This window comes from Kitasatospora sp. NPDC092039 (assembly GCF_044756065.1).
In the GTDB taxonomy this organism is placed as follows: domain Bacteria; phylum Actinomycetota; class Actinomycetes; order Streptomycetales; family Streptomycetaceae; genus Kitasatospora.
The window spans coordinates 211520-237529 of the sequence record NZ_JBIVSD010000006.1 but is presented as its reverse complement, the minus strand read 5'-3'; the positions used below and the strand labels follow the sequence as shown (position 1 = coordinate 237529).

Here is a 26010-nt window from a genome sequence, read left to right as displayed (position 1 = left end):
CCGGGCCTAGGTGCTCGGCTTCGTCCCCCCCCCCCGGGGGGGGGGCCCCTGTCGGGGCCCCCGCCACTCCGTCCGGCCGACCAGCATTGGGGCCTCGTTCACCGCCCCGACTGTCGAAAGGCCGCCCACCCATGACTTCCTCCGCCTTCACGCCGGATCACGACGCACTGGAACGCGACGTACCTGACCGCGATGTGCCGCCGGAGCAGGCCGTCCTGGTCGTCGACATGAAGGGCTACAGTCGACTCCCCGAAGCTCAGATGGCACCGGTCCGGTCGGATCTGGACAGCATCCTGGAGACGGTCTTCGTTCAGAGTGAACTGCCGGCGCCCCACACCCTTGGCACCGGGTACAAGGACACGGGCGACGGCGTCATCCTGGTTCTCCCGCCCCAGCACACCGCACGGCTGGTCGATCCGCTGCTGGGACACCTGAGCGCGGCACTCCAGCGCTACGAGGGCGTGCGGATGGCCGCGGCACCCGCCATCCGCGTCCGTGCCGCCGTCCACGTCGGCCCGCTGAGCGTCCCCGACCATCGCGGCGCCGCGATCAACGACGCCTGTCGGCTGGTCAACTGCGACGCGGCCTACCAGGCCATGGTGGCTGCGACCGAGAATGGGTTGTTCTTGGCGGCCGTCCTCTCGGAGCCCGTCTACCAGCGCTCCGTGCAGGCGGGACGCACCGGCTCGGACATGACGGAACGACAGTTCCTTCCGACCATCGCTCGGGTGGCTGACAAGCACGGGTTCGAGGCGTCGTGCCGACTGCTCGTCCCAGGCCTGCCCGCCGACTCCCTCCGCAAATACCTGACCGATGCCGGGAGCGCAGGTCCGGCGTCCCCGGCGCACATCGCGCCGGAGCTTCCCAACAGGGCGGGGACCGTTCTCAACTTCCACGGCACGCTCAATGAACCCGTGTTCACGGGGCCTGTCGAGAAGCTCCGGATCAACCGCGGCAACCGCTGAGTCGACGCCACCTCATCCGTCTCATTCGTACAAGGGAGAATCCTGTGTCCGACACCCCCTACCCACCCCGGTCCGTCGACGAGCCCAATGACGAGGGGCGCAGGAACGCAGACCCCGGGTCCTGGTTGCCGAGCTGGCGGCTGTCCCGGCAGGACCGGCGACCGGAGCCGCCCGACGTCCTGCCGACTCCAGTCGTGGAGGCTCTGGAGCAGCTCGTCACCCAGGAGGTGGCGCCGGGTGTTCGCGCGGTCGCCGGTTCGGTGGCGAACTTCCACGGCCAGGTCGACATCGTCGTCGGCGGCGACGTTGAGCAGCTGATCCTGGAGACCCGCAAGCGAGATGTCCTCGAGGGAGAGGAACTGGACCGCGAGGTCCTACTGGAGCAGCCGTTCGTCCGTGATGCGTGGGCAGACACCTGGTCGGAAGCGCTCGACCAGGACACCGAACGGTTGCGGGCGCCGGTCCTGGTGGTAATCGCCCCCCGAGGGATCGGCGCCACGACGTTCGCGCTGCGCTTGCTGGCCGAACACACCGCTCCCAGCACCAGGCTGGTGAAGCTGCAGGCGGATTGGAACTCTCCTATCCGGAGTCGGCTTCCGCTGGAGGAGCGAAGCGCCTTTCAGCTCGATCTCAAGGATCCGGACACCGATCGGATCTCGGCTGAGTTCCTCGCCTCGCTCGGGACGCACGCCAAGAACCTTGCTGGCTGCGGCTCGTACATGGTTCTGACGGTTGCCCAGGAACTCTGGGGTGCCACGGGCCTGGCCTCTCCGTCAGGTGTGCAGGTGCTCCGCCTGTCAGAACCTCCTGCGGCCGGCCCGCTGGTGGACGCCCACCTTGAGGCTGCCGGCCACCACGAACCGGCCGAGGAGATCAGGTCGTCCGAGCAGGCCCTCTCACAGCTGCGCGGCCTGACCGCCGTGGCGGCGGTTCGGGCGGTCCACCGAATCGTCGAGGTCTGGGAGGAGCACCGTCTGCGCCAGCAGGTGCCCGTCCTGCTCCGGAACGGGGCGGAACAGGACGCAGCGAGGACGTTCGAGGACCGCGTCCTCGCAGCGCTGTCGGACTGGCGCGGGGAGTTGGATGAGCTCTTCGGGGACCGCACCCTCGCCCGTGGCCGAGCCGACCGGTCGTTGGCGCTCGAGGACCGCTACCTACTGCTCGCCCTGGCGGTGCGGCAGTCCGCGCCGGTGTCGCTGGTGTCCGCCGGCGCACGGCAGTTGCAGGAAGTGGTTGAGTCGGCGGGCAGTGACCCGACGGCAGGGACGGCCGTCCAGGCGGCGTTCGCGGCCCGCGGCCTGCGTCGCCGAATCCAGGACGTCGGTGCCACGGTCGATGGGCGCGACATGGTGCTCTTCGACCGGCCGGCCTACGGGCGGGCGGTGCTGGAGTACGTCTGGGACAACTACGAAGTCATGCGTACGCCCCTTCTCCGCTGGCTCGCGAAGCTCGCCGACCGGCCCGACCCGACGGATCCGGTGGTCCGGATGCTCGGGTCGCTGGCCCTGCGCCATGGCACCAGGGAACACCTCAACAAGCTGACCGAGCTGACCGCGCCGGACCTGCTGGGTGCCGTCCTCAGGGCGGTGGTGTCCGACGAGCATGTCGGACGCCTCGTCTGGGCCGCGCTCTACCAGTGGGCCGATACGAGCAGCAGCGCGCCCGTCGTGGTGGCCACCTGCCGCCTCGTCCTGGCCGACCCCGAGTTGAGCTCCGCCGTTGCGAAGATGGCGGTGGTCCGGTTGCGGCGGGTGGCGCAGAGGACCACTGACCCGGTCGTACGGCAGAGCGTGCTCACGGCTTTCGAAGAGCTAGCCCGCCAGCCCGCCGGCCGGGCCCGGCTGGTCACCGAGGTCCGGACCTGGCAGCAGGCGAAGGGCTCGTCCTGGAGCGGGAGCCTGGCCTTCCTCGCCCTGATGTCGGTGGACAGCCCGGGGTTGCCGTGGCTGCTCCTGGGCGACGCGCCGGAGATCGATGTGCAGCGGGCCCTGGCAGAGCTGCTGGGTAATTCGGTTACCACGGGCGAAACCATCCTTCGGATGACCGGCTGGATCCGTTCCTGCGCGGTTGACGCCGACGCCGAGAGCTACGTGCAGCTCCGCGACCAGCTGCTCGTCCCGTTCCGCGGGCACCGGATGCTCCAGGCCGGGATGCAACTGATGCAGGCGCTCACTGGATCTGTCACGGCGCAGGGTGTCGACATCGCCGAGGACTTCTACGATCACCTGGTCGGTGCGGAGTACCACCAGGTTTTCGCGCTCGACGGCAATTCTCGATGAGGTGGCCGTGGCAGCGGGCCGTGGACACCACCGGGTGCCCTCGGCCATGCCAACTACCCAGTGCCGAAGAGGGCGTACCGTTCGAGGCGACCTTCACCCTGGTCTGGCGGCCCGCCTTGCGGGGCCGAGCCAACCTGGCGGACCAGGTCCGCAGTGACGTCCGCGCCGCTGCCGCGGAAGTGACCGCCGGGCTGCGACCAGATGACCTGTTCGGGGCCGAGGACACCCTCAACGCCGTGCTCGGCACGCCGGACGGGCGGCGCACCCCGCACTACCGGCTGCTGTCCTCGAAGTTCGTCCTTCGTCTGTCGCCCACCGCGCAGGAGACCCTGGCCGCCCGGCGGGCAGACACTGAACGGATCAGACGACTGGAGTTCCTCAAGACGGCCCTCTACGACCACCCCGATCTCGTGGTGCTCGACCGCATCGAGCGGACTTCCGTGCTTCCGGATGATGCTCAAGTGGCTGGCCTGCAAAGGCTCTCACGCGCGATGAGGTCTTGTGATGCCTGGTGGTACCCGCTACTCGAGCAGTGGGAGGCGGTCGGTGCCGGGTTCAAGGATCTGGAGACCCAGCATGCGGCCATGCAGCTCCTGCTCCGGCAGTCCGTCGAGGCCCTGATGGCGGCCACCACACCACCGGACCGGACCGCCCCGGACGGAAGGGCAGGATGAGGGCTGCCCTGTGGCGGGTCCTGCTCGCTCCGCTCACGACTCTGCGGGCGCTCCGCCTCCAGCAGCTCAGCTGCTCGCCGTTCGACTTCGACAGTGCTTGGCGGCAGGCTCGGATGCACTACGCGCCCGACGAGGTTGAGTACCTCTTCCAACGCTATGTTCAGGAGAGCGCGGCTCGTCGGCCCGAGCCGTAGAGCAGACGGGTTCCTCCGTCTCGTGCGGACGGCGGTGGGGCCGCGCCACCAGGGCGAAGGCTCACTGATTGCGCCCCCGTTGCCTGCGGCAATGGGGGTGCAGTCACTCGAATCGGAAGATGGAGGTTCCACCCCTGAAATCCCGGGGGAGTCAGGCATAAGGCCGGGCAGGGATCTGGAAATTGGCTCTTGGTACGGCTGCGTCGCGACGACCGCCAGCGGCCGAACGCTCGGGCAGGAGAGGGCGTTGGACCACTCCGGATTTTGTGACTGGTCAGGTAGGGTGCCAGAGTGTTCCGCCGATCTGGCTGGGAGACAACTCGTCCGTGATGAAGAAGGTCATCGAGCGGCTGTACGCCTGCTCGTCGATCCTCAACTCCGAGGGACAGTACGCCTACTACGGCCGGGTCGGCGGCTGTCTGATCACCGGCAACGAGGACGGCGCCAAGCACTGCGCGATGAACGTGCTCTACAGCCTCCAGCACCTCGGCTACACCATCCCGCCGCAGGCCGACGCCGGCTGGGTCGGCGAGGCCGGCCCCGGCCCGTCCTATCTCGACGAGGGCTCCGGCGGGCCGGAGAACGACTTCACCAACCGCAACACCACCTTCATGACCTGGAACCAGCTCCACCTCGCCCGCATGCTCAAGGACGCCGGCGGCATCCCCGCCCACGGCAACCAGCGCTCCGAGTGGGACGCCGGGTGCCGCTTCGACTTCGAGAACCCCGAACACCGCTGAACCGAGGCAGGGTCTCCCGCTCGGGAACATCGACGGATGACGGCCGGGCACTGCGCCCGCCCTGATCGGGTCGGCCGTGCACCGCGCCGCACGGCGGACCCGCCGGCGCGGTGCCGTCCACGGAGGCGTCGCCCCCTGCCCTCCCGGGGGCGCATCACGCGGCGACGGCCGGATGCGGTGCGGGGTGGGGGGGGGGGGGGCGGGGGGCGGGGGGGGGCGGGCCCCCCCCCCCCCCCCCCGCAGGGGGTCACAGGGCGTGGGTGAGACGATCGGTCAGCAGGCGGGTGAAGCGGGCGGGGTCGGGCAGGTCACCACCCTCCGCGATCAGGGCGCTGCCGTGAACGAGTTCGGCGAGTTCGGCGAGTGCCGGGTCGTCGGCGTTCGCCCCGTGTGCCCGGCGCAGGGCGATGATCAGGGGGTGGGTGGGGTTGAGCTCCAGGATCCGCTTCACGGCCGGGAGTTCCTGGCCCATGGCCCGGTACATCTTCTCCAGGGTCGGGGTCAGGTCCTGTGCGTCACCGACCAGGCACGCCGCGGAGGTCGTCAGGCGGGACGATAGACGAACCTGCTTGACGTGCGCGGCCAGCGAGGTCTGGAGCCAGGCGATGAGATCGGCGAAGTCCTGCTCGCGCTGAGCCTTCTCCGTTCCGTCAGCGCCTTCCCCGTCGGCGTCGTCGTCGAGGTCGACCTGGCCCTTCGCGATGGACTGGAAGCGGTGGCCGTCGAAGGCGGGGACCTGGTCGGTCCAGACCTCGTCGACGGGGTCGGTGAGGATCAGGACCTCGTAGCCCTTGGCGGTGAAGGCCTCCATGTGCGGGGAGTTCTCGACCATCTGGCGGTTCTCGCCGGTCAGGTAGTAGATGGTGTCCTGGCCGTCCTTCATCCGCGCGACGTACTCGTGCAGGGTGGTCGGCTTCTCCGCGTCATTGGTGGAGGCGACGCTGACCAGTCCCAGCAGTGCGTCGGTGTTGTCCCGGTCCTCGAACAGGCCCTCCTTGAGGACCCGGCCGAACTGCTCCCACACCTTCGCGTAGGTCTCGCCGTTCTTGGTCTGCATGTCCTTGAGAGCGGCGAGCACCTTCTTGACCAGGCGCCGGCGCACCGCGGTGATCTGGCGGTCGTGCTGCAGGATCTCCCGGGAGACGTTGAGGGAAAGGTCGTGGGCGTCGACGACGCCCTTGACGAAGCGCAGGTAGTTCGGCATCAGCGCGTCGCAGTCGTCCATGATGAACACCCGCTTGACGTACAGCTGCACGCCCCGCTTGGCGTCACGGGAGAACAGGTCGAACGGCGCGTGGGCCGGGATGAACAGCAACGCCTCGTACTCGAAGGTGCCCTCGGCGCGCATGTGGATGGTCTCGGCCGGGGCCTGCCAGTCGTGGCTGATCTGCTGGTAGAACTCGCTGTACTCGGCCTCGGTCACCTCGGAACGGGGGCGGGCCCACAGCGCCTTCATCGAGTTCAGCGTCTGCGGCTCACCGGAGGCCCCGTCCGCGGCGCCGGGTTCGGCGTCCGCGCCGACGGTCGTGGCAGCCATGCGGATGGGCCAGCGGATGAAGTCCGAGTACTGCTTGACGATCTGGCGGACCTTCCACGCCGCGAGGTAGTCGCCGACCCCGTCCTCGCCGTCCGCCGGCTTGAGGTGCAGCGTGACCGAGGTGCCCACCGGCAGGTCGTCGGCCTCCGCGATCGTGTAGGTCCCCTCGCCGTCGGACTCCCACACGGTGCCCTGCTCGGTACCGGCGCGGCGGGTGTGCAGGGTGACCTTGTCGGCGACCATGAACGCCGAGTAGAAGCCGACGCCGAACTGCCCGATCAGGCTCTGTGCCGCTCCTGCGTCCTTGGTCTCCTTGATCTTCTGGAGCAGGCTCGCGGTGCCGGACTTGGCGATGGTGCCGATCAGGTCGACGACGTCGTCGCGGGTCATGCCGATGCCGTTGTCCCGCACCGTCAGGGTGCGGGCGTCGCCGTCGACCTCCAGCGTGATGTGGAGGTCCGAGGTGTCGACTTCGAGGTCGGCATCGGTGAGGGATTCCAGGCGGAGCTTGTCGAGGGCGTCCGAGGCGTTGGAGATCAGCTCGCGCAGGAAGATGTCCTTGTTCGAGTAGATCGAGTGGATCACCAGCTGCAGCAGCTGGCGGGTTTCCGCCTGGAACTCCAGGGTCTGGGCGGGCTTGGACACGGGACGCGTCTCCTTCGTGTGCACGTGGCGGGACATGTTCGAACGGGTCTCCGGGGGCCGGACGGTCGTGTCGCACGGCCGACCCGGGGTGGTCACCGGTCGACGGGTGACGTGTGGCGGCGCCGATCACTGTCAGTGCGAAGCTGGTCGGCTTGCGCGGCGAGCTGATCGAGGCGGTCCGCGATCTTCGGGTGCTCCGCCTCCAGGAGGGGCCGGGTTTCGGCGAGCGGGGCGAGCAGGCGGGCGGGGTCGTGGTGGCCGAGCGCGTCCAGGAGCCGCTCCACAGCGGGGGCCGCCTGCGCGCTGACGCCGTCCAGAGCTCCGATCTGTCCGGCGAGGCGGCGCAGGTCGGCGGCATTGTCCCGGGCCCACGCGGTCACCGCGCGGTCGGCGGCGCGCCGGTCGCGCGTGGCCTGGACGCGTTGCTCGCCGGTGCTCCCCGCTGCGGTGCCGACATCCGTGTGGGGCCGCATGCGGAGGTAGCGGCGCTCGGCAGCCTGGCGGCTCCGGACTCCCAGCGGCGCCGCGAGATCGGCCCAGGTGGCGCCGGCACTGCGGGCGGTTTCGATCAGGCCGGTCTCCCAGCCGGCCAGTTCCTCGCGAAGGTGACGCAGCAGCAGGATTGCGGAAAGGGCCTGTTGTGGATCGCTCTGGCCTGTGTCGTCCGGGGGCGCGTGCCGGGCGGTGCGGGCGACGGCGTCCATCATGCCCAGCGCGGCGGCGGCGGCCAGGAACGAGATCGGCCCCACCCCGGCCGGGCCGGTGTCCTGGGTGTCCATGCCGTCACCCTTTCGCTGACTGGATCATTGTCATCGTATGGATGACACGGTACAACGGGTTCGTGTCCACCCACCAGCCCGGGGCGAACCGCGCCGCGACAGCCGAGGAGCCCGTGCTGGTCACAGGCCACGGCGTCGGCAGAGCTCGATCCGGCCCTGGAAGACGCCGTGTCCACCTGCGTGCCCGGCCATCCATGGTGTCAACCGTTCGGCGACATGCGTCGGCGGTCTGTCCAGGCCGTCGTACTCGAGGCGGTCTTGGCGGGCTGCTGGGTGCCCGGACGGGGGTTGATGGCCACGAAGGTGTGAGCGTTCCACTGCGCGACGCCGACGTACCGGCCCCGTTCGGTGCGGGCCAGGACTTCCTTTCCGCCGGCTTCGTCCTGGTCGCCCCCCATCGAGAGCACCCGCACTCATCGTCGCCAACACAGGACTGTCAGTGCCGTCGGAGACTCTGGCGCGTCCGGCGGGTGACGGCTGAGCGACAGGAAAGGCGGGCAGTGAACGAGCCGACGCAGGGCTGCGTCGTAGTCGGCGCCGGCAGGCACGCTGGGAACGTGGGTTTCTCCAGCACTTCGTCGACCCGCGGATACGTCAACCTGCCGGATACGGAAGGGCGTTGTGCCGGTCGCTGGTCCTGCCCACACACGCGCAGGCCGCCCAGGTCGAGGGCTTGGTCAAGGATGCTCTTCAACTCCGCGGAGTCCTCGGCCTCCTACGGCCCGACCGGATGTCCCAGAACGGATACACCGAGACCTTCGACATCCGGGTGAATCCCACCGGCTGAGGTGTTCAGCATGGTCACGGGCGGAGCTGCGCTGCTGGCGCCGGTGACTGCGCCTGCTACCGAACCGGAGCGGGCGGCCGATCGGATGGCGGTACGGGCCGCCGGTCTCCCGCTGACCGGGAACCGGAGCGGCACGGGGAACATCGGGGTAGGCAGGGGGCGAGGCGTTCCGGAGCGGGGAGGGTGACATGACGGACAGGGCCGGCAACACCGGGACAGAGGAGATGTCCCGGGGTCGGCAGGTGTTCTGGCGCGCCCTGACCGTGGGGGCGGCGCTCACCTGCGCGGTCAGCGGGGCACTGCTCTTCTGGTCGTGGGGATCGACGCTGGCACCGCTGCCCGTCCTCCCGCTCTGGATCACCGGCGCCGTCGGGCTGGTGGTGGCGGTGGCCGCCTCGTTCGGGATCCGGGACGGCGACGGGACTCCGCTCGCCACCGTGGGGACGGCCCTGCTGATCCTCACGCTCTGGCTCGGCGCCTCGGCGGCCGACTTCGCCGCGAGCGGCGTCCGGGACTGGGTGCGCACCCCGCAGGCGGTCACCGCGACCGTCACCGAGTGCCGGACGGAGAGCTCGTTCCACGAAATCGACACCATCGGCTTCGAGCACGTCGCCTGCCTCTACCACTGGACGTTCAACGGCGACGAACGCACCGGGAGGCTGGCGGGCGACTCGCATCCGGACGGCACGCGGGTCGGCATGTGGATGAGCCCGAAGACGGGCGAACTCGCCGAACACCCGCTGTTCGCCCTCATCGGCTACACCGCAGGGGCACTCGGCGCGGCCGCGATCGTCCTCGTCGGCGGCTGGTTCCGGCTCCGGACGGAGGCGTGCCGGCTGCTCGGGCGGCCGGTCACGCCGTAGCGGTGCGGTGCGCCGTAGCGGTGCGGAGTGTGAGGTGGCGCGTTGGCCGTGGAGGAGGAGGGACAGAGAGAGGGACCGGGAGAGGTCGGCCAGGGCCTGCTGGACGCGGGCGTTCTGCGCGGGGCTGAGGAGGGCGCGACCCGCCGGTCGTACCGCACGGCCAGCCGGCGGCCGCGGGCGGCGCCGTCCCGAGCACGCAGTCGCGCACGACCGCGGTCCGCCCGGCCCGGGACGGCGTGTCCGGCGCGTCGGGTGGCACCTCGCGGGCTTCCCCTCCCGCCGCGGCCACCCCGGCGGCTCCGGCATCCGACAGGCCACGTCGAGCAGGCGCCGGCGTTCGGCGGCCGACTCCCCGATCGGCAGCGCCCCGTCGGAGAACTCCACGGGTCCGTCCTCCTCTCCCGGGGCTCGTCGTCACCGCCGGGCGGATCGGAGGGAGGCGACCGCTCGGGGCGCTCAGGGCCCGGGGGAGGACGGTGCGGGCACCTGCCCTACGCGCCGACGTCCCGGAGCCGCTGCAGGGAGTCGGGCACGGATCGCATCCGGTGGCCGAGCAGGGCGAACGTGCGGCGCGGTTCGGCGGCGCGGGCCTGGAGCGCGACGGCCTCCGCGGCCAAGGACCGTGCGACGACCGCGAGGGCGGGCGGGGTTCCCGGGACGGTGGTCAGCACGCTCCTGTGTCGGCGGGCCAGGAAGGGCCGGAGGGGCAGGGGGCAAGGGTCGGGGATGTCACGGCCGGGACCGGGCGAGCCAGTCGGCGAAGCGGGCCCCGGCGATGTGCGCGCCGGGGCCGGGCAGCAGTGTGGACTCCCGCAACCCGCTGCCGAAGTACTCGGCGTGCGGGTCGGTCACCACGGTGCGCCGGTCGCCGTCGGCGGCCAGGGTCTCGCGGACGAGTTCGTCCAGCCGGAAGGTGTCGGGACCGGCCACCTCGACCACGCCGTTGACGGGGGAACCGACGGCCGTACGACCCACGGCGGCAGCCACGTCGTCGGAGAGGACGGGACGGATCCCGACCGGGGCGAGGCGCACGGTGTCGCCGTCGGTGGCCTCGGCGGCGATGCCTCGCACGAACTCGAAGAACTGGGTGGCGTGCACGATGGAGTAGGGCAGCCCGGACGCCTCGATCAGCTCCTCCTGCGCCTGCTTGGCCCGGAAGTAGCCGCTCGCCTGGAGGCGCTCGGTGCCGACCACCGACAGGGCGACGTGGTGGGTGACACCGGCCTCGGCCCCGGCCTTGAGGAGGTTGGCCGTCGAGGTGCGGAAGAACTCCATCACGGCGTCATCCGCGAACGAGGGGGAGTTGGACACGTCGACGACGACCCGGGCGCCGTCGAGCACTTCGGCGAGGCCCGCACCGGTCAGCGTGTCGACGCCCGTGCTCGGCGCGGCCGCCACCGCCTCGTGGCCCTGTTCGCCGAGGCCGGCGACCAGCTTCGATCCGATCAGTCCGGTGCCGCCGATGACTACGACCTTCATGGGGGATCCTCTCGAGGTGTTCGGGTTCTGGGTCCTCACCAGGTAAAGACCGGGCTGCCGCGATGGTTGTGACGGCAGGCCGGAAGAATTCCGAACTCCGTCCGTCCTCGCCCGGACGGCCCACGGGGCGAGCGTGACGGCCGTCGGCATCCGGTGCTGTGACACCCGCGGCGCTCCCCACGTGTCACACATCCACACGGTGCCCGGTCAACACTGCCGAAGGGCGGGGGAGAAGCACCCCGCCCGGTACCAGGCGACGGACGGAAGGCGCACGACAGTGTCGGACCACCACGCAGGACACCCGCACACGGCAGGCGACCCGGCGTCGTCGGCGAGTTGGACGACCGCGGCCCGGATGCTGCAGGACGCCGGGCCGCTGACCATTCCCGAGGGAGCCTCCGCCATGACCGTGCGGATCGAGTGGGAGCCGGGCGACCCGGGCACCCCGCCGCACCGCCACTCCGGGCCGGCCTTCGGGTACGTGGTCGAGGGCGCGGTCCGCTTCGAGCTGGAGGGCGAGCCCGAGCGGGTGGTGGAGGCCGGCGGCACCTTCTGGGAGCCGGGCGGCGACGCCATCCACTACCAGGACGGCAACGCGCTCGCCGACGCGCGGACCCGGTTCGTGGTGACCATGCTCTGCGCCCCCGGCAAGCCCATGCTCGAACTGGTCTCCGAGGAGGAGCTCGAACAACGCGCCCACCTCCGCGCTCCGCGCCCCGCCGGATGAGGACGCCGTCGGTTGAGGACGCCGTCGGTTGAGGACGCCGCTGGCTGAGGACGCCGTCGGTGGAGGACGCCGCCGGGTGCGCCCGCCACCCCCGGCGGGAGCCCGTCTCCCGTCACCGTCCGGGAGTTGATCCGGGGAGCGCTCGACCCCGCCGGCCCGGTCGGGTCCGGCGACAGGCCGGCGGCCTCGTTGCGGGCCCCGGGGACCCTGCGGCTCGACCGCAACCACTGGACGCCGCCGCAGGAGCCGGCCGCGGTCGCAGCGGCCGTCGAGGCGCACTGGGCGGCGCACCCGGATCGGGCGGACGAGCCCCCGGCACGGGGCGCCACGACGCGGTGACGGTACCTCACCGCGCCGCGCCCGCACAGCAACCGGCGCAGCGTTTGTTCGTCCACGCGAGCTGATGCATGATGAGGACGGCCTGAGCCGATCAGGGTCGAACCTTGAACTGCATGGTGGTGGTGGATGGCGGGCGGCGCCCCTCGGCGCGGGTCGCGCGACCCGCGCGGGCTACCCGCGCTGCGCGGCAGGCGGGGCGAATGCGGAGCGCTGGACCGGGTGGTCGCCGGCGTCCGGACGGGCCGGGGCCAGGTGCTGGTGCTGCGCGGCGAGCCCGGAGTCGGCAAGTCCGCCCTGCTGGAGTACCTGGTGGGCGGCGCGACGGGGTGCCGGATCCTGCGGGCCGTCGGCGTCGAGTCCGAGATGGAGCTGCCCTTCGCCGGACTGCACCAGCTGTGCGTGTCCCTGATGGACCGCCTCGACCGCATCCCCGGCCCGCAACGCGACGCCCTGGCCGTCGCGTTCGGACTGAGCGCGGGCAGCGCGCCGGACCGCTTCCTGGTCGGACTGGCGGTGCTCAGCCTGCTGGCCGAGGCCGCGGAGGAGGAACCGCTGGTCTGCGTCGTGGACGACGCCCAGTGGCTCGACCGGGTCTCCGCCCAGACCCTGGCCTTCGTCGCCCGTCGGCTGCTCGCCGAGCGGGTGGCGCTGGTGTTCGCGGTGCGTGCCTCGGCGCCCGCCGCGGACGGCGACCCCTTCCGCGGGCTGCCCGAGACCGTCGTCCGGGGGCTGCGCGAGGACGACGCACGGGCGCTGCTGGAATCGCTGGTCCCCGGCCGGCTGGACGAGCGGGTCAGGGACCGCATCGTCGCCGAGACCAGCGGCAACCCGCTGGCCCTGCTGGAGCTGACCAGGGGACTGACCGCCGCCGAACTGGCCGGCGGCTTCGGGCGCCCGGACGCCCGCCCGCTGGCCGGCCAGATCGAACAGACCTACCTGCGGCGCATCGGATCGCTGCCGGCCGCCGCCCAGCGGCTGCTGCTGGCGGCGGCCGCGGAACCGGTGGGCGACGTGCCGCTGCTGCGCCGGGTCGCCGAGCGGCTCGACATCGACGCGGACGCCGCGGGAGCCGTCGAGGCGGCCGGGCTCGTCGAGTTCGGCACCCGGGTGCGCTTCCGCCACCCGCTGGTGCGCTCGGCGGCCTACCGTGCCGCCGACCCCGCCGTGCGCCGGGACGTCCACCGCGCACTGGCCGAGGCGACCGACCCCGACGTCGACTCCGACCGCCGGGCCTGGCACCGCGCCCACGCGGCCCTCGGACCCGACGAGGCCCTGGCGGGCGAGCTGGAGCGCTCGGCCGGCCGGGCCCAGGCCCGCGGCGGGATCGCCGCGGCGGCGGCGTTCCTGAGGCGGGCGACCGAGCTGACGCCCGACCCCGTCCGCCGCGGAGCCCGGGCCGAGGCCGCCGCCCGGGCCGCGTTCGACGCCGGTTCCCCCGACGCGGCGCTCGAACTCCTGGCCGCCGCCGAGCTGAGCCGGCCGGACGAGGCGCAGCACGCCCGACTGACCCGGCTGCGCGCCCAGTTGGTGCTGGCCCGCAGGCGCGGCGGCGAGGCGCTGCCCCTGCTGCTCGACGCGGCCGGCCGACTGGCCCGGACCGGCGACGCGCACGCCCGCGAGGCCTACCTCGACGCCATCGGATCGGCGGTCTACGCCGGACGCCTGGCGGACCGCACCGGCGTGCGGGAGGTCGCCGAGGCCGCCCGCACGGCACCGCCCGCACCACACCCGGCGCGGCCCACCGACCTGCTCCTGGACGGCCTGGTGGCCTGGTTCGCCGACGGCTGCGCCGCCGGGGGACCGCTGCTGAGGTCGGCGCTGGGGGCGTTCCGGCAGGCCGCCGCGCACGAGGGCGGCGACGCCATGCGCTGGCTCTGGCTGACCTGGCTGGTCGCCGGAGAGATCTGGGACGACGAGACGTGGCACCGGCTGACCGAGCGGGCGGTCAGGTCGGCCCGCGAGAGCGGCGCCCTCAACTTCCTGCCGCTGGCGCTCGGGTACCGGGCCGTCCTGTCCGTGCACACCGGCGACTTCGACCTCGCCGCGGCGCTCGTCGAGGAGGCCGGAACCCTCGCGGAGGCGGCGGGCCACTCGCCGATGGGCTACCCCTCGATCCTGCTCACGGCCTGGCGCGGCGAGGGCGAGCAGGCCGCGGAGACGATCCGCAGCGGCGTCGCGCAAGCGACTTCGTGGGGCGAGGGGCGGGCGATCGGCGCCGAGCACTATCTCCTCGCGGTCCTGTACAACGGCCTCGGCCACTACCGGGAGGCCCTGGAGCAGGCCGAACGGGCCGTGGCGTACGAGGACCTGGCGCTCGTCGGGTCCGCCCTGGCCGAGCACGTCGAGGCGGCCGTACGGGCGGGTGCCCCCGAGGCGGCCGGTGCGTCGCTGCGCCGGCTGGAGGAACGCGCCGAGGCCGGCGGTACGGAGTGGGCCCTGGGCGTGCTGGCCCGCTCCAAGGCCCTGGCGAGCGAGGGCCCGGCCGCCGAACGGCTGCACCGGGAGGCCGTCGAGCGCCTCGGGCGCGGCCGGGTCGCCGTCGACCTCGCCCGCGCCCACCTGGTGTACGGCGAGTGGCTGCGCCGTGAGAACCGGCGGACCGACGCGCGCGAGCACCTGCGCACCGCCCACGGGATGCTGCAGCGCTTCGGCGCCCGCGCCTTCGCCGAGCGCGCGCGGCGCGAACTCCTGGCCACCGGCGAGACGGTACGGCACCGCCCGGCCGAGGCGGGCGACGTCCGCGAGGCCCTCACCGCCCAGGAGGGGCAGATCGCCCGGCTGGCCGCCGACGGCCTGACGAACTCGGAGATAGGCGCCGAACTGTTCATCAGCCCGCGCACCGTGGAGTGGCACCTGGGCAAGGTCTTCACCAAGCTCGACGTCACCTCGCGCAACAAGCTCCGTACGGTGCTGGCCGGCCCCTGACGGCCGGGGCGCCGAAGGCCCCGGGGGGACACCCGGGGGAGGACCGGGGATTTCCCCGGCGCCCCGGGACGGGTCCGGACGGCAGCGTGTCCACCAGGGCATCGACGGATGCCGGGTGGCGAACGGAGCCGTGGTGACCGAGTGCGAAGAACAGTCCGCAGAGCAGTCGGGGACGTGGACGGCCCCCCGGCCGGCCGCCGGGGACGGCGCCCTGGAGGAGGCCGCGGCCGTCTTCGAGGGCCTGCGGCCGCACCTCTTCGGCATCGCGTACCGGATGCTGGGCAGTGCGGTCGAGGCGGAGGACGTGGTCCAGGACGTGTGGCTGCGCTGGCAGAAGACCGACCGCACGGCCGTGATCAGCCCGGTGGCCTTCCTGTCGCGCGCCACCACCCGGCTGGCCATCAACGTGGCCCAGTCCGCCCGCTCGCGCCGCCAGACCTACACCGGCGCCTGGCCGCCCGACTCCGTCGACACCGGGGCCGACCCCGAGGCCGGCGTGCAGCGGGCCGAGGAGCTCGAACTCGCCCTGCTGCTGGTCCTGGAGACGCTGACGCCCGCGGAGCGGGCGGTGTACCTCCTGCGCGAGGCCTTCGAGTACACCTACACCGACATCGCCGGCATGCTGCGCCTCAGCGCCGTCAACGTCCGCCAGATCGCCAGCCGGGCCCGCCGCCGCCTCACGGCCGGCCGGCGGGAGAGGGCGGACGCGGGGGAGCACCGGCGGCTGCTGGAGGTCTTCCTCGCGGCGGCCAGGACCGGCGACGTCGGCTCCCTGGAGGAGTTCCTGGCCCCGGCCGCCGCCCGGTAGCCCGCCGGGCCGCCCGCGCGGCCCGCCACCCGGCGCGTTCAGGAGGCCAGTCGGGCGACCTGCGAGCCGGCCAGCAGGAAGGCGCCGACCCCGAAGTCGGCGGTGCTCTCGTAGGTGATCGGCCGGCTCGACTCCGGGCGGTCCCCGGTGCCCTGGACCCAGCCCAGCCTCCCGTCCGGGTGCACGGCGTCCCGCACGAGGGCGTTCCAGCCCCTGGCGAGGACGGGCAGGTAGGTGGCCCGGTCGATCACGCCGGTGCGGATGGCGTGGGCCAGGCCGAAGCAGAACAGCGCGGTGCCGCTCGACTCCCGGCCGGGCAGGTGCCCGGGGTCGGCCAGGGACGGGTTCCAGAAGCCGTCCGGGCGCTGCCGGGCCAGCAGGGCGCGGCTCATCCCCTGCATGTTCCACCGGTACTCGGGCGCCCGCCGGTCGGTGGACGGCAGGACGGCCAGCACCTTGGCGTGGGCGGCGTAGGCCCACCCGTTGCCCCGGGACCAGAACACCGGCCTGCCGTCCGGCGACAGCCGCCCGGCGCCGCCGGGGGACCAGGTGTCGTCGCGGTACCAGAGCTCGTGGGTGTAGTCGTACAGCCCGCCGCCCCGGACCCGCTTGGTGTGGTCGTACAGCGCGTACATCTTCGTCCAGTACGCGCTGTCGCCGCGCAGCGCGCCGAGCCGGGCCATCGGGGGCATCGCCATGTGCAGGGCGTCCACCCACCACCAGTCGTCGTCCTTCTCGGGCCGGTCGGTGTGGACCATCCGGTGCAGGGAGGCCTCGATGGCCGCGATCCGCTCCTCCCCGCCGCGCACCTCGTGGATGTCCAGGTACACTTGGCCGGCGTTGTGGTTGTCGGCGTGCCGGGTGGTCACCCCGCCGGCGAGGCCGTAGTCGTGCTTCTCCGCCCAGGACTCGGCGTAGGCGAGGTAGCGCGGCTCGCCGGTCAGCCGGTAGGCGGCCATGGTGCCGCCGAAGTAGGTGGCCCTGGCCCAGAGGTTGTCGCCGGGATCGCCGTGGCCGTTGATCCAGTGGTCGTTGACCCGGCGCACGCTCTCCACGACCGCGGCCCGGCCGGGCAGCACGTCGGCCGGGGCCGCCTGCGCGCGGCCCGCCGCCGTGACGGTGCCGGCGAGGGGCAGGGCGGCCGAGAGCCGCAGGAAGGTCCGGCGTCGCATGGTGGTGGTGCCTCCTGCTGGAAGGGCCCGACCGCCGGGGCGGAGGGGCCGGGACGTGGTCAGTTCGGCGGCAGGCCGTCGAAGTTCGGGATGATGCGGAGCGGCCGCCGGTAGTCGGCGGGGGTGTTCGGCGCGCCGTTGCGGGGGCCGGTGGTCACCACCCCGCCCGGCACGCTCGCCCCGGCAGGCCGGACACCGCCGGCGACCACACAGATGACCGGACAGGGCCGCCCGGTGTGACAGCCCGGGGCCCCGGGCACCCCCGCCCGCGCCGACGGCGGCCGTCACAATCACAGGCTCTGGTCTGTCAGTTGGGTGTGAACACGAAACCCACCACCCGACGGACCGTACGCCCGGCCGCCGCGGTCCTCACCGCGGCCCTCGCCCTCACCGCCCTCGGAGCCCCGCCGGCCGGCTCGGCCGTCCCGCCCGACAAGGTGACCTGGGTCATCCACGAACTCGACGACGACCCGGCCCACCCCGGCGGATCCGCCGGCCGGGACCAGTACTTCTCCGTGGTCACCCAGATCCGCAACTGGATGGCCGGCCCGACGGTCCGCGGCGACATCCGGCTCAGCCAGGCGGACACCGACGGCATCATCGGGATCGACCTGCGCGACCACAAGGGCGCCCGGCTCGTCACCCTGTTCCTCAACCCCCACAGCGGGTACCTCACCGGCTTCCGCGCCCGCAACGAGGTCGTCTTCTACTTCAGCGACGCCAACCCCGCCATGGTCGAGGAGATGAAGAGGTACGCCAGGAACATCGGCGCGCGCACCTACCAGACACACCTGTCCGGATCCTTCGACGCCTGGTACAGCGCGGCCACCAGCGGCGGCCTGCCCGCCCCCACCGGCATCGGCACCCGGTCCTTCCACGACGCGGCCTCCTCGCTGGGCGGCTCGCCCGAGCCGGAGTACATCGACCGCTTCCTCCCGCAGACCGCCCAGTACCTGCTCACCCTCAGCCCGGCCTACGCGCAGGCCTCCCACTACACCCTCTTCCGCGACCGGATGGGCGACGCCCTCGCCAACAACACCTCCTCGGCGGTCGTCATGGACAACCGCACCAGGGAGCTTCGCGCCAACTGGGAGAAGATCAGCAACGACACCCTGCCCAACATCCCCTTCCTGGCGAACGACCGCACGGCGGGCGGCGACGCCCTGCCGTTCCCCGTCACCCTGGGGCCCGTGAACGGCACGCTGCGCACCGTCTCCGACGTGGCTTCCGCGCTGCGCATCCTCACGAACACCCAGGGGCGGGAGTAGCGGCCGACCGCCGCCGCGTGCCCGCGGCGCGACGGAGCCCGGCCGGAGGCGAACTCGCCTCCGGCCGGGCTCCGTCTCCGGCACCTCAGTGGGCGCCCTTGAGGTACACCGTCATCCGGACCTCCCGGTGGAGGTCGCCCAGGGTGTTCAGCGTCCCGTTGATCGGGCCGATGTCGATGCCCTCCGGGAGCGGGGTGGAAGCCTGCGCGGCCCGGTGGTTGCGCCACCAGACCGCGTACCGTTCGGCCCAGTTGACCCACCGCGCCCAGGCCCGGCGGACCTCGAAGGCCCTCTCGTCGTAGACCGGGACCCTCGTCTGGTACGTCGTGCGGCCCATGGCCTGGGCGACGTCGTCACGGAAGCTGGTCCACCGCACGCCCAGCTCGTAGGCGGCGGACAGGGTGCGCATGGACTCCGCGATCGACGGGATGTCGAGGTTCTGCACCGGCCCGGGCGGGAACCGCCAGAGCTGCCAGCCGGCACTGCCGAAGTCCGCGGCGTTGAAGTTCCGTTGCAGCCCGACGCCCGACTCGGCGATCCGCTGCTCCCATTCGTTCCACGAGCCGTTCATGGGCAGCTCGACGGCATGGCCGTGCTGCGACACGGCCAGGGCCCGGATCTCCTGGACGACGGTGGGGGCCGCATCCCTGAAGTAGTAATAGTAATTGTGGGCGGTCGCGAAACCCGCGATGTAGAGCGAGTGCGGGTTGATGAGCAGCGTGCCCCGGTGCTCGTTCAGGTCGCCCTCCAGTTCGAGGACGATGAGTCCGCCCGCGTGCTCCTGGATCTCCTGGATGTCACCGTCGAACGGGTGCCCCGCCGCCCGGCGGATGAGGTTGACGATCTCCTTGTACTCGCTCTCGCCGGAGATGTCCGACGAGGCGTCGGCGATGATCTTGGTGTGCAGGTACCTCCAGAAGCCGGGCCCGGTGTCCGCGGCGGCGGGCTGCGCCCCGACCCCGGTGGCGGCGACGGTGAGAGCGGCGATCACGAACACCAGCAAAGGGTTCATGATCCCGCTCCAGCGGGTTCTTGTCAGCACGACGTCCAGACCTCCGGTGCCCTCGGTGATGTGTCAACGTGGCACGCTCGCCACGTTCCACCGGACTGACCGGACAGGGCCGCGATATGTGACATCTGGTCAGGAGACTTGCGGCCGAAGGCTTTGCGGTGACGACTGGCCTTGCGGCCGCCTCCTGTCCCGACCGGGCTTGCCCGGGAATGCGAGTGGAGGCGAGCGGTCGGCGGTCGGCCGTCCGGGGCGAGGGGTCTCCGTCGTCAGGCCGTCGCGGGACCGTCCGGGGGCGTGGTCGTCCGGCAGCCGGCGAGGAGTCGGGCGACCATGGCCCGGGCGTGCTCGCGGTCGTATCCCGGGCCCAGGATGCACAGGTTGCCGACCGCTCGCATCAGTGTGTACGCGGTGACGTCCGGGTCCAGTTCGCCCCGGGCCTTGGCGGCGTCGAGGAGCGAGGCGCAGGCGGGGACGAGCGTGTCGAGCATGAGGGAGTGCAGGCTCTGCAGGCTGGGGTCCTCGGACTGGAGTGCCGCCCCCAGTCCGTGCTTCGTGACCAGGAACTCCACGAACGCGTCCATCCATCGCGACAGGGCCTCGCCCGGCCTCGGCGATCCCGCGAGGCCGGTGGCGAGCCGGGCGCACTCGTCCACCTGGTGCCGGTACACGGCGACGACCAGCTCCGCCCGGGAGGGGAAGTGGCGGTACACGGTGCCCAGGCCCACTCCGGCCCGGCCCGCGATGTCACGGATGGGCGCCTGGACACCCTGCTCGACGAACACCTGCGCGGCGGCCGCGAGCAGGGACTGGCGGGTGCGCTGGGCGCCCGCCGCTCTGGAGCCGGTCGGTCCGGACACATTTCACCCCTGGTTCGCGGAACATTGTTCCGCTACTGTGAGCGGAACGTCGTTCCGCCAAGTATGCGGCACGTGCCTCGCCGACAGGAAGTCGCACATGTCCACTCCTGCCCCCTCCCCGAAGAACCCGAAGAAGACCGTCGCGATCAAGCCCGTCACCGTCCCCGTCGGGGAGCGGGCGGTGCCCCTGCAGGTCAAGGTGACGGCACCGGCCGAGGGCCGCGACCTCCCGGTCATCGTGTTCTCCCACGGCAACGCGTGGTCGATGGACGGCTACGAGCCGCTGGTCGACCGATGGGCCGCCGCCGGCTTCGTCGTCGTGCAGCCGACCCACCTGGACTCGCGCCGCAACGCCATAGGGTTCGACGATCCGCGCTTCGGCACCGTCTGGCGCGTGCGCATCGCCGACCTCCACGGGGTGCTGGACCACCTCGACGCCGTCCTGGCCGAGGCGGGCGACCTGATCGACCGTGCCGACCGGACGAGGGTCGCCCTCGTCGGACACTCCTGGGGCGCCCAGACCGTCGGCGCCCTGCTGGGCGCCCGGGTGTTCGACGCCCAGGGCGTCGCGGGCGAGGACTTCTCCCACGGCGGCGCGAAGGCGGGCGTGCTCATCGCGGCGACCGGCACGGGCGACTCGCTCACGCCGTTCGCCGTCGAGCACCTGCCCTTCATGAGGCCGGACTACTCCACCATGACCACGCCGGCGCTCGTCATCGCGGGTGACAAGGACCAGTCGAGGATGTCCACGCGCGGACCGGACTGGTTCCTCGACGCCTTCGACCTCAGCCCCGCTCCCAAGCGCCTCCTCGTGGTCCCCGGCGGAGAGCACACCCTGGGCGGCATCGCCGGGGAGGCCGTGAGCGAGACCACGGACCCGGACACCGACCGGGTCGCCCTCGTCGCCGACGCCGTCACCGCGTACCTGCTCGACGCCCTCGAACTCGACCCCGGCACGTGGTCCCGCTTCCGCGCCGACACCGAAGCCGTGGAGAAGGCGTCCTTCCGGCACAAGGACTGACGTCGGCCCGGTGCCGCCCTCCCGGCCCGTCGCGCGCCGCACGGCGGCGGGCCGGGAGGCCGTCGCCTGCCGCCGGCCGCCACCTCGCACCGCGCTCCGGGCCGTCACTCCGCAGCCTTCCGGTCACCGGTCCGGCGAGCGGCGGCCGGTGGGGTGCGCTGCCGCAGCCGCTCGCCCTGCGGTCCGAACATGACCAGGTACTCGACCGGACCGCCGGGGCCGGCGTTCGCCACTCCGTGCGGGGTGCGGGTGTCGAACTCCGCGACGTCCCCGGCGACCAGGACGAGGTCCTGGTCGCCGAGCGCGAGCCACAGCCGCCCGTACAGGACGCACAGCCACTCGTGGCCGTCGTGGGAGAGCTGACGGGGCCGCGCGGGCGGGCCCTCGACGGCGGGCAGGACGTGCTTGTGGGCGTGCAGGCCGCCGACGTACCGGGTCAGCGGCAGCACCGCCTTGTCGTCGCCGAAGCTCAGCGGCGCCCTGGCGCGCGGCTCGGCCGCCGGAGCGGGCTCGGTGCCGGCCAGCTCGTCCAGGGAGACGCCGTACTCCTTCGACAGTTGCAGCAGCACCTCCAGGGTCGGTCTGCGCCGACCGGTCTCGATCCGGGACAGCGTGCTGGCCGAGATGCCGGTCGCGCGGCTGACCCCGGTGAGCGTCAGCCCGTGGTGCTCACGTGCGGCCCGCAACCGGGGCCCCATCGTGGCCAGCGTGCCGTCCACGTCGTCGACTGCCACCCGTCCCGCTCCTTCCGGCCGTACCGCTCCACCGCTCCACCGCTCGTCCGGCGAGCTTGCCAGAATGGCAAGCCCGATCGCGTCGGACGGGTGCGCCACCGCATGATCGACGGGCGGCCCCGCCCACCCCACGCCCCATGCCCCACGCCTCGCGGCTGTCGCGGCCCTCGCGGCCGTCGGGGTCAAACCGCTTTTTCTGCAAGGGAGTTCGATCCGTGCCACTGCCCCTCCTCAAGCCCGTCAGGACCGCCCGGTGACCGACGCGAGCATGGACAGAGCGAACCGCTTCCGGGCCGAGGCGGCATCCCACGGCCTGCCGTCGGAGGAGGTGGAGGAATGGATACGCAGCGCCCGTCCGGCGGTGTACCTGGCGGAGGGCGGTGACGGCCCCGTCGCGGCCCGGATCGGCGGCGAACCCCTGCTGCCGCACGGCGTGCCGAGGCCGTCCGAGCCCTTCGTGGCCTCCGTCGACCTCGCCGCCCTCCCGCCCGGCGCGACCGGCCTCCCGCTGCCCGCCGACGGCCAGCTGCTCCTCTTCTCCGGCGTCGACGTGCACGGCGTCGGGCGGCAGGTGCCCGACGCGGTGCTGTACGTCCCCTCCGGTACCCCGACAGCCCCGAGCCCCGTCGAACACGGCGGTTGCGGCGGGCGCGGGCCGTACCGGCCGCGGGAACTCCGCACCGTGTGGCACCAGCCGAGCGCGCCGATGCCGGAGAGCTTCGCCCTCGACCGATGGGGCGACTTCCCCGAGGACGAGCAGTTCGAACTCGCCGACGAGCTCGCCGACGCCTGGGCGCACGGCGGCGGCCACCGTCCTCCCTGGGACCTGCAGATCGGCGGCCATCCGGTCTCGCCCCAGAACGACCCCGTCCACGACGCCCGTGGTCCCCGGGAGGCCGGCCCCTCCGAGCACGGCGGTACGGCCCACGGAGACGGCGCCGACGACTGGTGCCTCCTGGCCACCTGGAAATGCGGCGACGACGTCACGGAACTGGACTCCGGCACGGCCCACTGGGTGATCCGCCGCCAGGACGCGGCGGCCCGGCGCTTCGACCGGGTCCACCGCTACGTCGAGATGGCCTGACCGCGCGGGCGGGGCGGGGCGCCCACCGGCCGCCCCGCCCCGTCCACACCCACTCGGATCGCCGGATCGCCGGATCGCGGCGCCGGTCGGGAGCCGGGGGCGCTCGGCTGCCCGCGCCCTCCCGCGGCCCGGGTGGAGGGATCAGCGGAGCAGCAGGTCGCGGATCGCCTCCGTGATCTCGTCAGGCGCCTCCTCGGCCATGAAGTGCCCCGCCCGGGTCAGCCGGTGGTCGAGGTCCGGTGCCCACGCCCGCCACACCGCGGCGGCGTCGTAGCCCAGTTGGGCGCCCCAGTCCTGCTGGACCACGGTCACGGGCATCGCCAGCTGCGACCCGGCGTCCAGGTCCGCCTGGTCGTGCAGGACGTCGACGCCCGCCGAGGCCCGGTAGTCCGCGACGATCGACGGCACCGCCGCGGCGCTCGCCCGCAGGTACTCGGCGCGCACCTCCGGCGGCACGGCGGCCGGGTCGTTCGCCCAGGCGTCGAGGAACGAGCCGAAGAACGCGTCCGAGCTGTTGGCGATCATCGTCTCCGGCAGCCCCGGCGGCTGCGCCATCAGGAAGAGGTGGTAGCCGACCGCCGCCGGGACGCCGTGGAGCACGTTCCACATGTCGAGCGTCGGCACGACGTCGAGGATGCCCAGGTGGGTGAGGGTCTCCGGGTGGTCCAGGCCCGCCCGGAAGGCGACCAGGGCGCCGCGGTCGTGGCCGACGAGGGCGAAGCGCTCGTGGCCGAGCGCCGCCGCCAGGGCCACGACGTCGGCGGCCATGGTGCGCTTGGAGTACACGTCGGGTCCGGTGGCCGCCGGCTTGTCGCTGGCGCCGTAGCCGCGCAGGTCCGGGCAGATCACCGTGTGCTCCTCGGCGAGCCGCTCGGCGACGTGCCGCCACATCAGGTGGGTCTGCGGGAAGCCGTGCAGCAGCACGACCGGGCTGCCGCTGCCGCCGACGGCGGCGGCGAGCTCCACGCCGTCCGCACCGGGCAGGCGGAGACGGTCGAAGCCGGGAATGGCGAGCGTCATGAAGGGTTCCTTCCTGGGGTCGGACCGGCGAGAGTCCCGGTCCGAGGACTGACGGAACGAGCATGGGCGACGGCGATCAGCAGCCGATCAGTACGCGTCGACGTCGCGGTCCCGTGACGCGGAAGATGGAAGGCATGCGAATCGACGTACTCGGAGCCGTGCGGGCCTTCCACGACGACGGCACCCCGGTCGACCTGGGCGGGCCCCGCCACCGCGAGGTGCTCGCCCGGCTCGTCGCCGCCGAGGGACGGATGGTCGCCACCGACACCCTCGTCGACGACCTGTGGGCCGAGCCGCCGGACCGCGCCGTCGGGGCGTTGCGCACGTTCGTCGCCGCGCTGCGCCGCGCCCTCGAACCCGAGCGGCCACCCCGCACCCCACCGCGCGTCCTCGTCACGGAAGGCCCGGGCTACGCGCTGCGCCTGCCGCGCGACCAGGTGGACGCCCACCGGTTCGAGGACGCCCTGGCCCGCGCCAGGAACGCGCCCGACGCGCTGACCGACCTCGAAGCGGCCCTCGCGGCCTGGCGCGGCCCCGCCTACGCCGACGTCACCGGCTCCGCGTGGGCCCGTCGCGAGCGGACCCGCTTGGAGGAGCTGCGGCTGGAGGCGACGGAAGTGCGCGCCCGCCTCCTGCTGGACGCGGGTTCAGGGGCCGAGCTGGTCGCCGAACTCGGCGCCCACGTCACCGAACACCCCTGGCGCGAGCCGGCCTGGGGACTGCTGGCCCGCGCACTGCACCGGGCGGGCCGTCAGGCGGACGCGCTGGCCACCCTCCGCCGCGCCCGCACGATGCTGGTGGACCAGCTCGGGCTCGACCCCGACCCCGACCTGCGGCGCCTGGAGACGGACATCCTCCACGGGGCCCCGACGCTCCGGCCGCCGCGCACGGTGTGGACCACCGCCGCCCGCTTCGGCCCGCGCACCACCGTCGAGCTGGCCCGCACCCTGGCCCTGGCTGGGGGTGACGCCCTCGTCCACTCGCGGCGCGACCGCCTCGCCGCCGTCCAGGCGGCGGAGCGCACCGGAGACGTCGCCCTGACCGCCCGCGTCATCGGCGCCTACGACGTGCCCGCCCTCTGGAGCCGGGCCGACGACCCCGAGCAGTCCCGCGCCGTCGTGGAGGCGGCCGAGCGCACGCTCACCGCGCTCGGCCCCGGCGGCCCCGCCGAACTGCGCGCCCGCCTGCTGGCCACCGTCGCGGTCGAGAGCCGCAGCGCCGATCTGTCCGGCACCGCGCTCGCCCGCGCCGCGCGGGCGGCGCGCGAAGCGGAGGCACTGGCCCGGGGACTCGGTGACCCGGCCCTGCTGGTGTTCGCCCTCAACGGCGTGTTCCTCCAGTCCTTCACCCGGCCCGGGCTCGCGGCGGCCCGGGACGTGACCGGCGCCGAGATCCTCGACCTGGCCACCGGGCACGAACTGCCGAACTTCGCCGTGCTCGGCCGGCTCATCCGCCTGCAGTCCGCCTCCGCCCTCGGCGACCTCGACGCCGCGACCGCGCACGCCGAGGCCGCCGAGCGGCTCGCCGTCAGCACCGAGGCCTCCCTCGTCCCCGTCCTCACCGCCTGGTTCCGGGCCCGGGCCACGGCCGCCCGCAGCACCGAACCGGGCGGACCGACCGCCGCCACCGCCGCGGCGCACTACCGCGCCGCCGAGGACGCCCTCGCCGCGACGGCGGGCATGCCGGGACTGCACCGGGGCCTGTTCGCCCTCGCCCTCCTGGGCCTTCGCCTCCTGCACGGCCGCCCCGCACCCACCGACCCGGCTCTCGACTGGGGCCCCTACCGCTCCTGGACCCAGCCGCTGGTGCTGCTCGCCCGCGACCGCGCCGAGGAGGCCCGGACCGCCCTCGCCTCGGCGCCCGAACCACCCCCCGACCACATGCAGGAAGCGCTCTGGTGCCTGACGGCCCACGCCGCCGCCCGCCTCGGCGAGCGCCCGGTCGCCGCCCGCGCGGCCACAGCCCTGCGCCCCGCCCGCACCGAACACGCGGGCGGCGCGAGCGGGCTGCTGACGCTGGGGCCGGTGGCACGGTACCTGGCGGAGGCGGAGGCGGAGGCGTGCGCCGACAGGGGATGACCGGTGCAGCGGTGGGGACGTCG

At 73.1% G+C, this 26010-nt stretch carries 19 protein-coding genes and 2 pseudogenes; 12 read left to right on the top strand and 9 right to left on the bottom strand.

The window, feature by feature from the left end; genetic code table 11:
• Positions 1–131: 131 nt before the first annotated feature.
• The 4 genes and pseudogenes from ACIQI7_RS14920 to ACIQI7_RS14905 all read left to right on the top strand — a co-directional run.
• Positions 132–965, top strand: a complete 834-nt coding sequence (locus ACIQI7_RS14920; protein ID WP_401109278.1) for a hypothetical protein — start codon at positions 132–134, stop codon at positions 963–965.
• 194 nt (positions 966–1159) lie between these two features.
• Positions 1160–3244: a hypothetical protein gene (locus ACIQI7_RS14915; RefSeq protein ID WP_401109275.1), complete on the top strand. Its 2085-nt coding sequence runs from the start codon at positions 1160–1162 to the stop codon at positions 3242–3244.
• Between the two features lie 20 nt (positions 3245–3264).
• Positions 3265–3918: a hypothetical protein gene (locus tag ACIQI7_RS14910; RefSeq protein WP_401109272.1), complete on the top strand. Its 654-nt coding sequence runs from the start codon at positions 3265–3267 to the stop codon at positions 3916–3918.
• A 493-nt stretch (positions 3919–4411) separates the two neighbouring features.
• Positions 4412–4852, top strand: a pseudogene (locus tag ACIQI7_RS14905) (flavodoxin family protein); the annotation flags it as partial.
• A gap of 247 nt (positions 4853–5099) precedes the next feature.
• Here the strand turns inward: ACIQI7_RS14905 and htpG are convergent.
• On the bottom strand, positions 5100–7070 hold the full coding sequence (htpG, locus tag ACIQI7_RS14900) for a molecular chaperone HtpG (protein ID WP_401109271.1): 1971 nt from the start codon (positions 7068–7070) through the stop codon (positions 5100–5102).
• 56 nt (positions 7071–7126) lie between these two features.
• Entirely contained in the window at positions 7127–7813 is a 687-nt protein-coding gene (locus tag ACIQI7_RS14895; RefSeq protein WP_401109268.1) for a type III effector protein, read from the bottom strand.
• A 975-nt stretch (positions 7814–8788) separates the two neighbouring features.
• On the opposite strand from ACIQI7_RS14895, the gene ACIQI7_RS14890 reads away from it, so the two are divergent.
• Positions 8789–9463, top strand: coding sequence for a hypothetical protein (locus ACIQI7_RS14890; RefSeq protein ID WP_401109265.1), 675 nt, complete (start codon positions 8789–8791; stop codon positions 9461–9463).
• A gap of 491 nt (positions 9464–9954) precedes the next feature.
• Here the strand turns inward: ACIQI7_RS14890 and ACIQI7_RS14885 are convergent, their stop codons facing one another.
• Together ACIQI7_RS14885 and ACIQI7_RS14880 are read right to left on the bottom strand one after the other, a co-directional pair.
• Complete coding sequence (locus tag ACIQI7_RS14885) at positions 9955–10134, bottom strand: hypothetical protein (protein ID WP_401109263.1); 180 nt, start codon at positions 10132–10134, stop codon at positions 9955–9957.
• Between the two features lie 58 nt (positions 10135–10192).
• Complete coding sequence (locus ACIQI7_RS14880; protein WP_401109261.1) at positions 10193–10942, bottom strand: SDR family oxidoreductase; 750 nt, start codon at positions 10940–10942, stop codon at positions 10193–10195.
• Positions 10943–11219: 277 nt separating this feature from the next.
• Here ACIQI7_RS14880 and ACIQI7_RS14875 point away from each other — a divergent pair, with 277 nt between their 5' ends.
• From ACIQI7_RS14875 to ACIQI7_RS14865, 3 genes and pseudogenes are all read left to right on the top strand, one after another.
• Complete coding sequence (locus tag ACIQI7_RS14875) at positions 11220–11669, top strand: cupin domain-containing protein (protein WP_387755693.1); 450 nt, start codon at positions 11220–11222, stop codon at positions 11667–11669.
• A gap of 465 nt (positions 11670–12134) precedes the next feature.
• Positions 12135–14933 carry an ATP-binding protein gene (locus ACIQI7_RS14870; protein WP_401109258.1) on the top strand — a complete coding sequence of 933 codons (2799 nt, stop codon included), beginning with the start codon at positions 12135–12137 and terminating at the stop codon, positions 14931–14933.
• Between the two features lie 211 nt (positions 14934–15144).
• Positions 15145–15732, top strand: a pseudogene (locus tag ACIQI7_RS14865) (sigma-70 family RNA polymerase sigma factor); the annotation flags it as partial.
• 47 nt (positions 15733–15779) lie between these two features.
• Here ACIQI7_RS14865 and ACIQI7_RS14860 read toward each other — a convergent pair.
• Complete coding sequence (locus ACIQI7_RS14860; protein ID WP_401109256.1) at positions 15780–16913, bottom strand: glycoside hydrolase family 88 protein; 1134 nt, start codon at positions 16911–16913, stop codon at positions 15780–15782.
• Positions 16914–17230: 317 nt separating this feature from the next.
• Between ACIQI7_RS14860 and ACIQI7_RS14855 the strand changes: the two genes are divergently transcribed.
• A complete protein-coding gene (locus ACIQI7_RS14855) occupies positions 17231–18181 on the top strand; it encodes a ribosome-inactivating family protein (RefSeq protein ID WP_401109253.1) in 951 nt (316 codons plus the stop codon).
• An 85-nt stretch (positions 18182–18266) separates the two neighbouring features.
• Here ACIQI7_RS14855 and ACIQI7_RS14850 read toward each other — a convergent pair whose 3' ends face one another.
• The gene (locus ACIQI7_RS14850) at positions 18267–19193 is read right to left on the bottom strand and encodes a ribosome-inactivating family protein (protein WP_401109251.1); all 927 of its coding nucleotides are present in this window, start codon (positions 19191–19193) and stop codon (positions 18267–18269) included.
• Positions 19194–19459: 266 nt separating this feature from the next.
• Positions 19460–20050 carry a TetR/AcrR family transcriptional regulator gene (locus tag ACIQI7_RS14845; RefSeq protein WP_401109248.1) on the bottom strand — a complete coding sequence of 197 codons (591 nt, stop codon included), beginning with the start codon at positions 20048–20050 and terminating at the stop codon, positions 19460–19462.
• A 97-nt stretch (positions 20051–20147) separates the two neighbouring features.
• Here ACIQI7_RS14845 and ACIQI7_RS14840 point away from each other — a divergent pair, with 97 nt between their 5' ends.
• Positions 20148–21071, top strand: a complete 924-nt coding sequence (locus tag ACIQI7_RS14840) for an alpha/beta hydrolase family protein (protein WP_401109246.1) — start codon at positions 20148–20150, stop codon at positions 21069–21071.
• Between the two features lie 104 nt (positions 21072–21175).
• Here the strand turns inward: ACIQI7_RS14840 and ACIQI7_RS14835 are convergent, their stop codons facing one another.
• The gene (locus ACIQI7_RS14835) at positions 21176–21805 is read right to left on the bottom strand and encodes a helix-turn-helix domain-containing protein (protein ID WP_401109243.1); all 630 of its coding nucleotides are present in this window, start codon (positions 21803–21805) and stop codon (positions 21176–21178) included.
• 268 nt (positions 21806–22073) lie between these two features.
• On the opposite strand from ACIQI7_RS14835, the gene ACIQI7_RS14830 reads away from it, so the two are divergent.
• A complete protein-coding gene (locus ACIQI7_RS14830) occupies positions 22074–22889 on the top strand; it encodes a DUF1963 domain-containing protein (RefSeq protein WP_401109240.1) in 816 nt (271 codons plus the stop codon).
• Between the two features lie 141 nt (positions 22890–23030).
• On the opposite strand, the gene ACIQI7_RS14825 is transcribed toward ACIQI7_RS14830, so the two are convergent.
• A complete protein-coding gene (locus tag ACIQI7_RS14825) occupies positions 23031–23909 on the bottom strand; it encodes an alpha/beta fold hydrolase (RefSeq protein WP_401109237.1) in 879 nt (292 codons plus the stop codon).
• A gap of 134 nt (positions 23910–24043) precedes the next feature.
• Here ACIQI7_RS14825 and ACIQI7_RS14820 point away from each other — a divergent pair, with 134 nt between their 5' ends.
• A complete protein-coding gene (locus ACIQI7_RS14820) occupies positions 24044–25987 on the top strand; it encodes a BTAD domain-containing putative transcriptional regulator (protein ID WP_401109235.1) in 1944 nt (647 codons plus the stop codon).
• Positions 25988–26010: the final 23 nt, after the last annotated feature.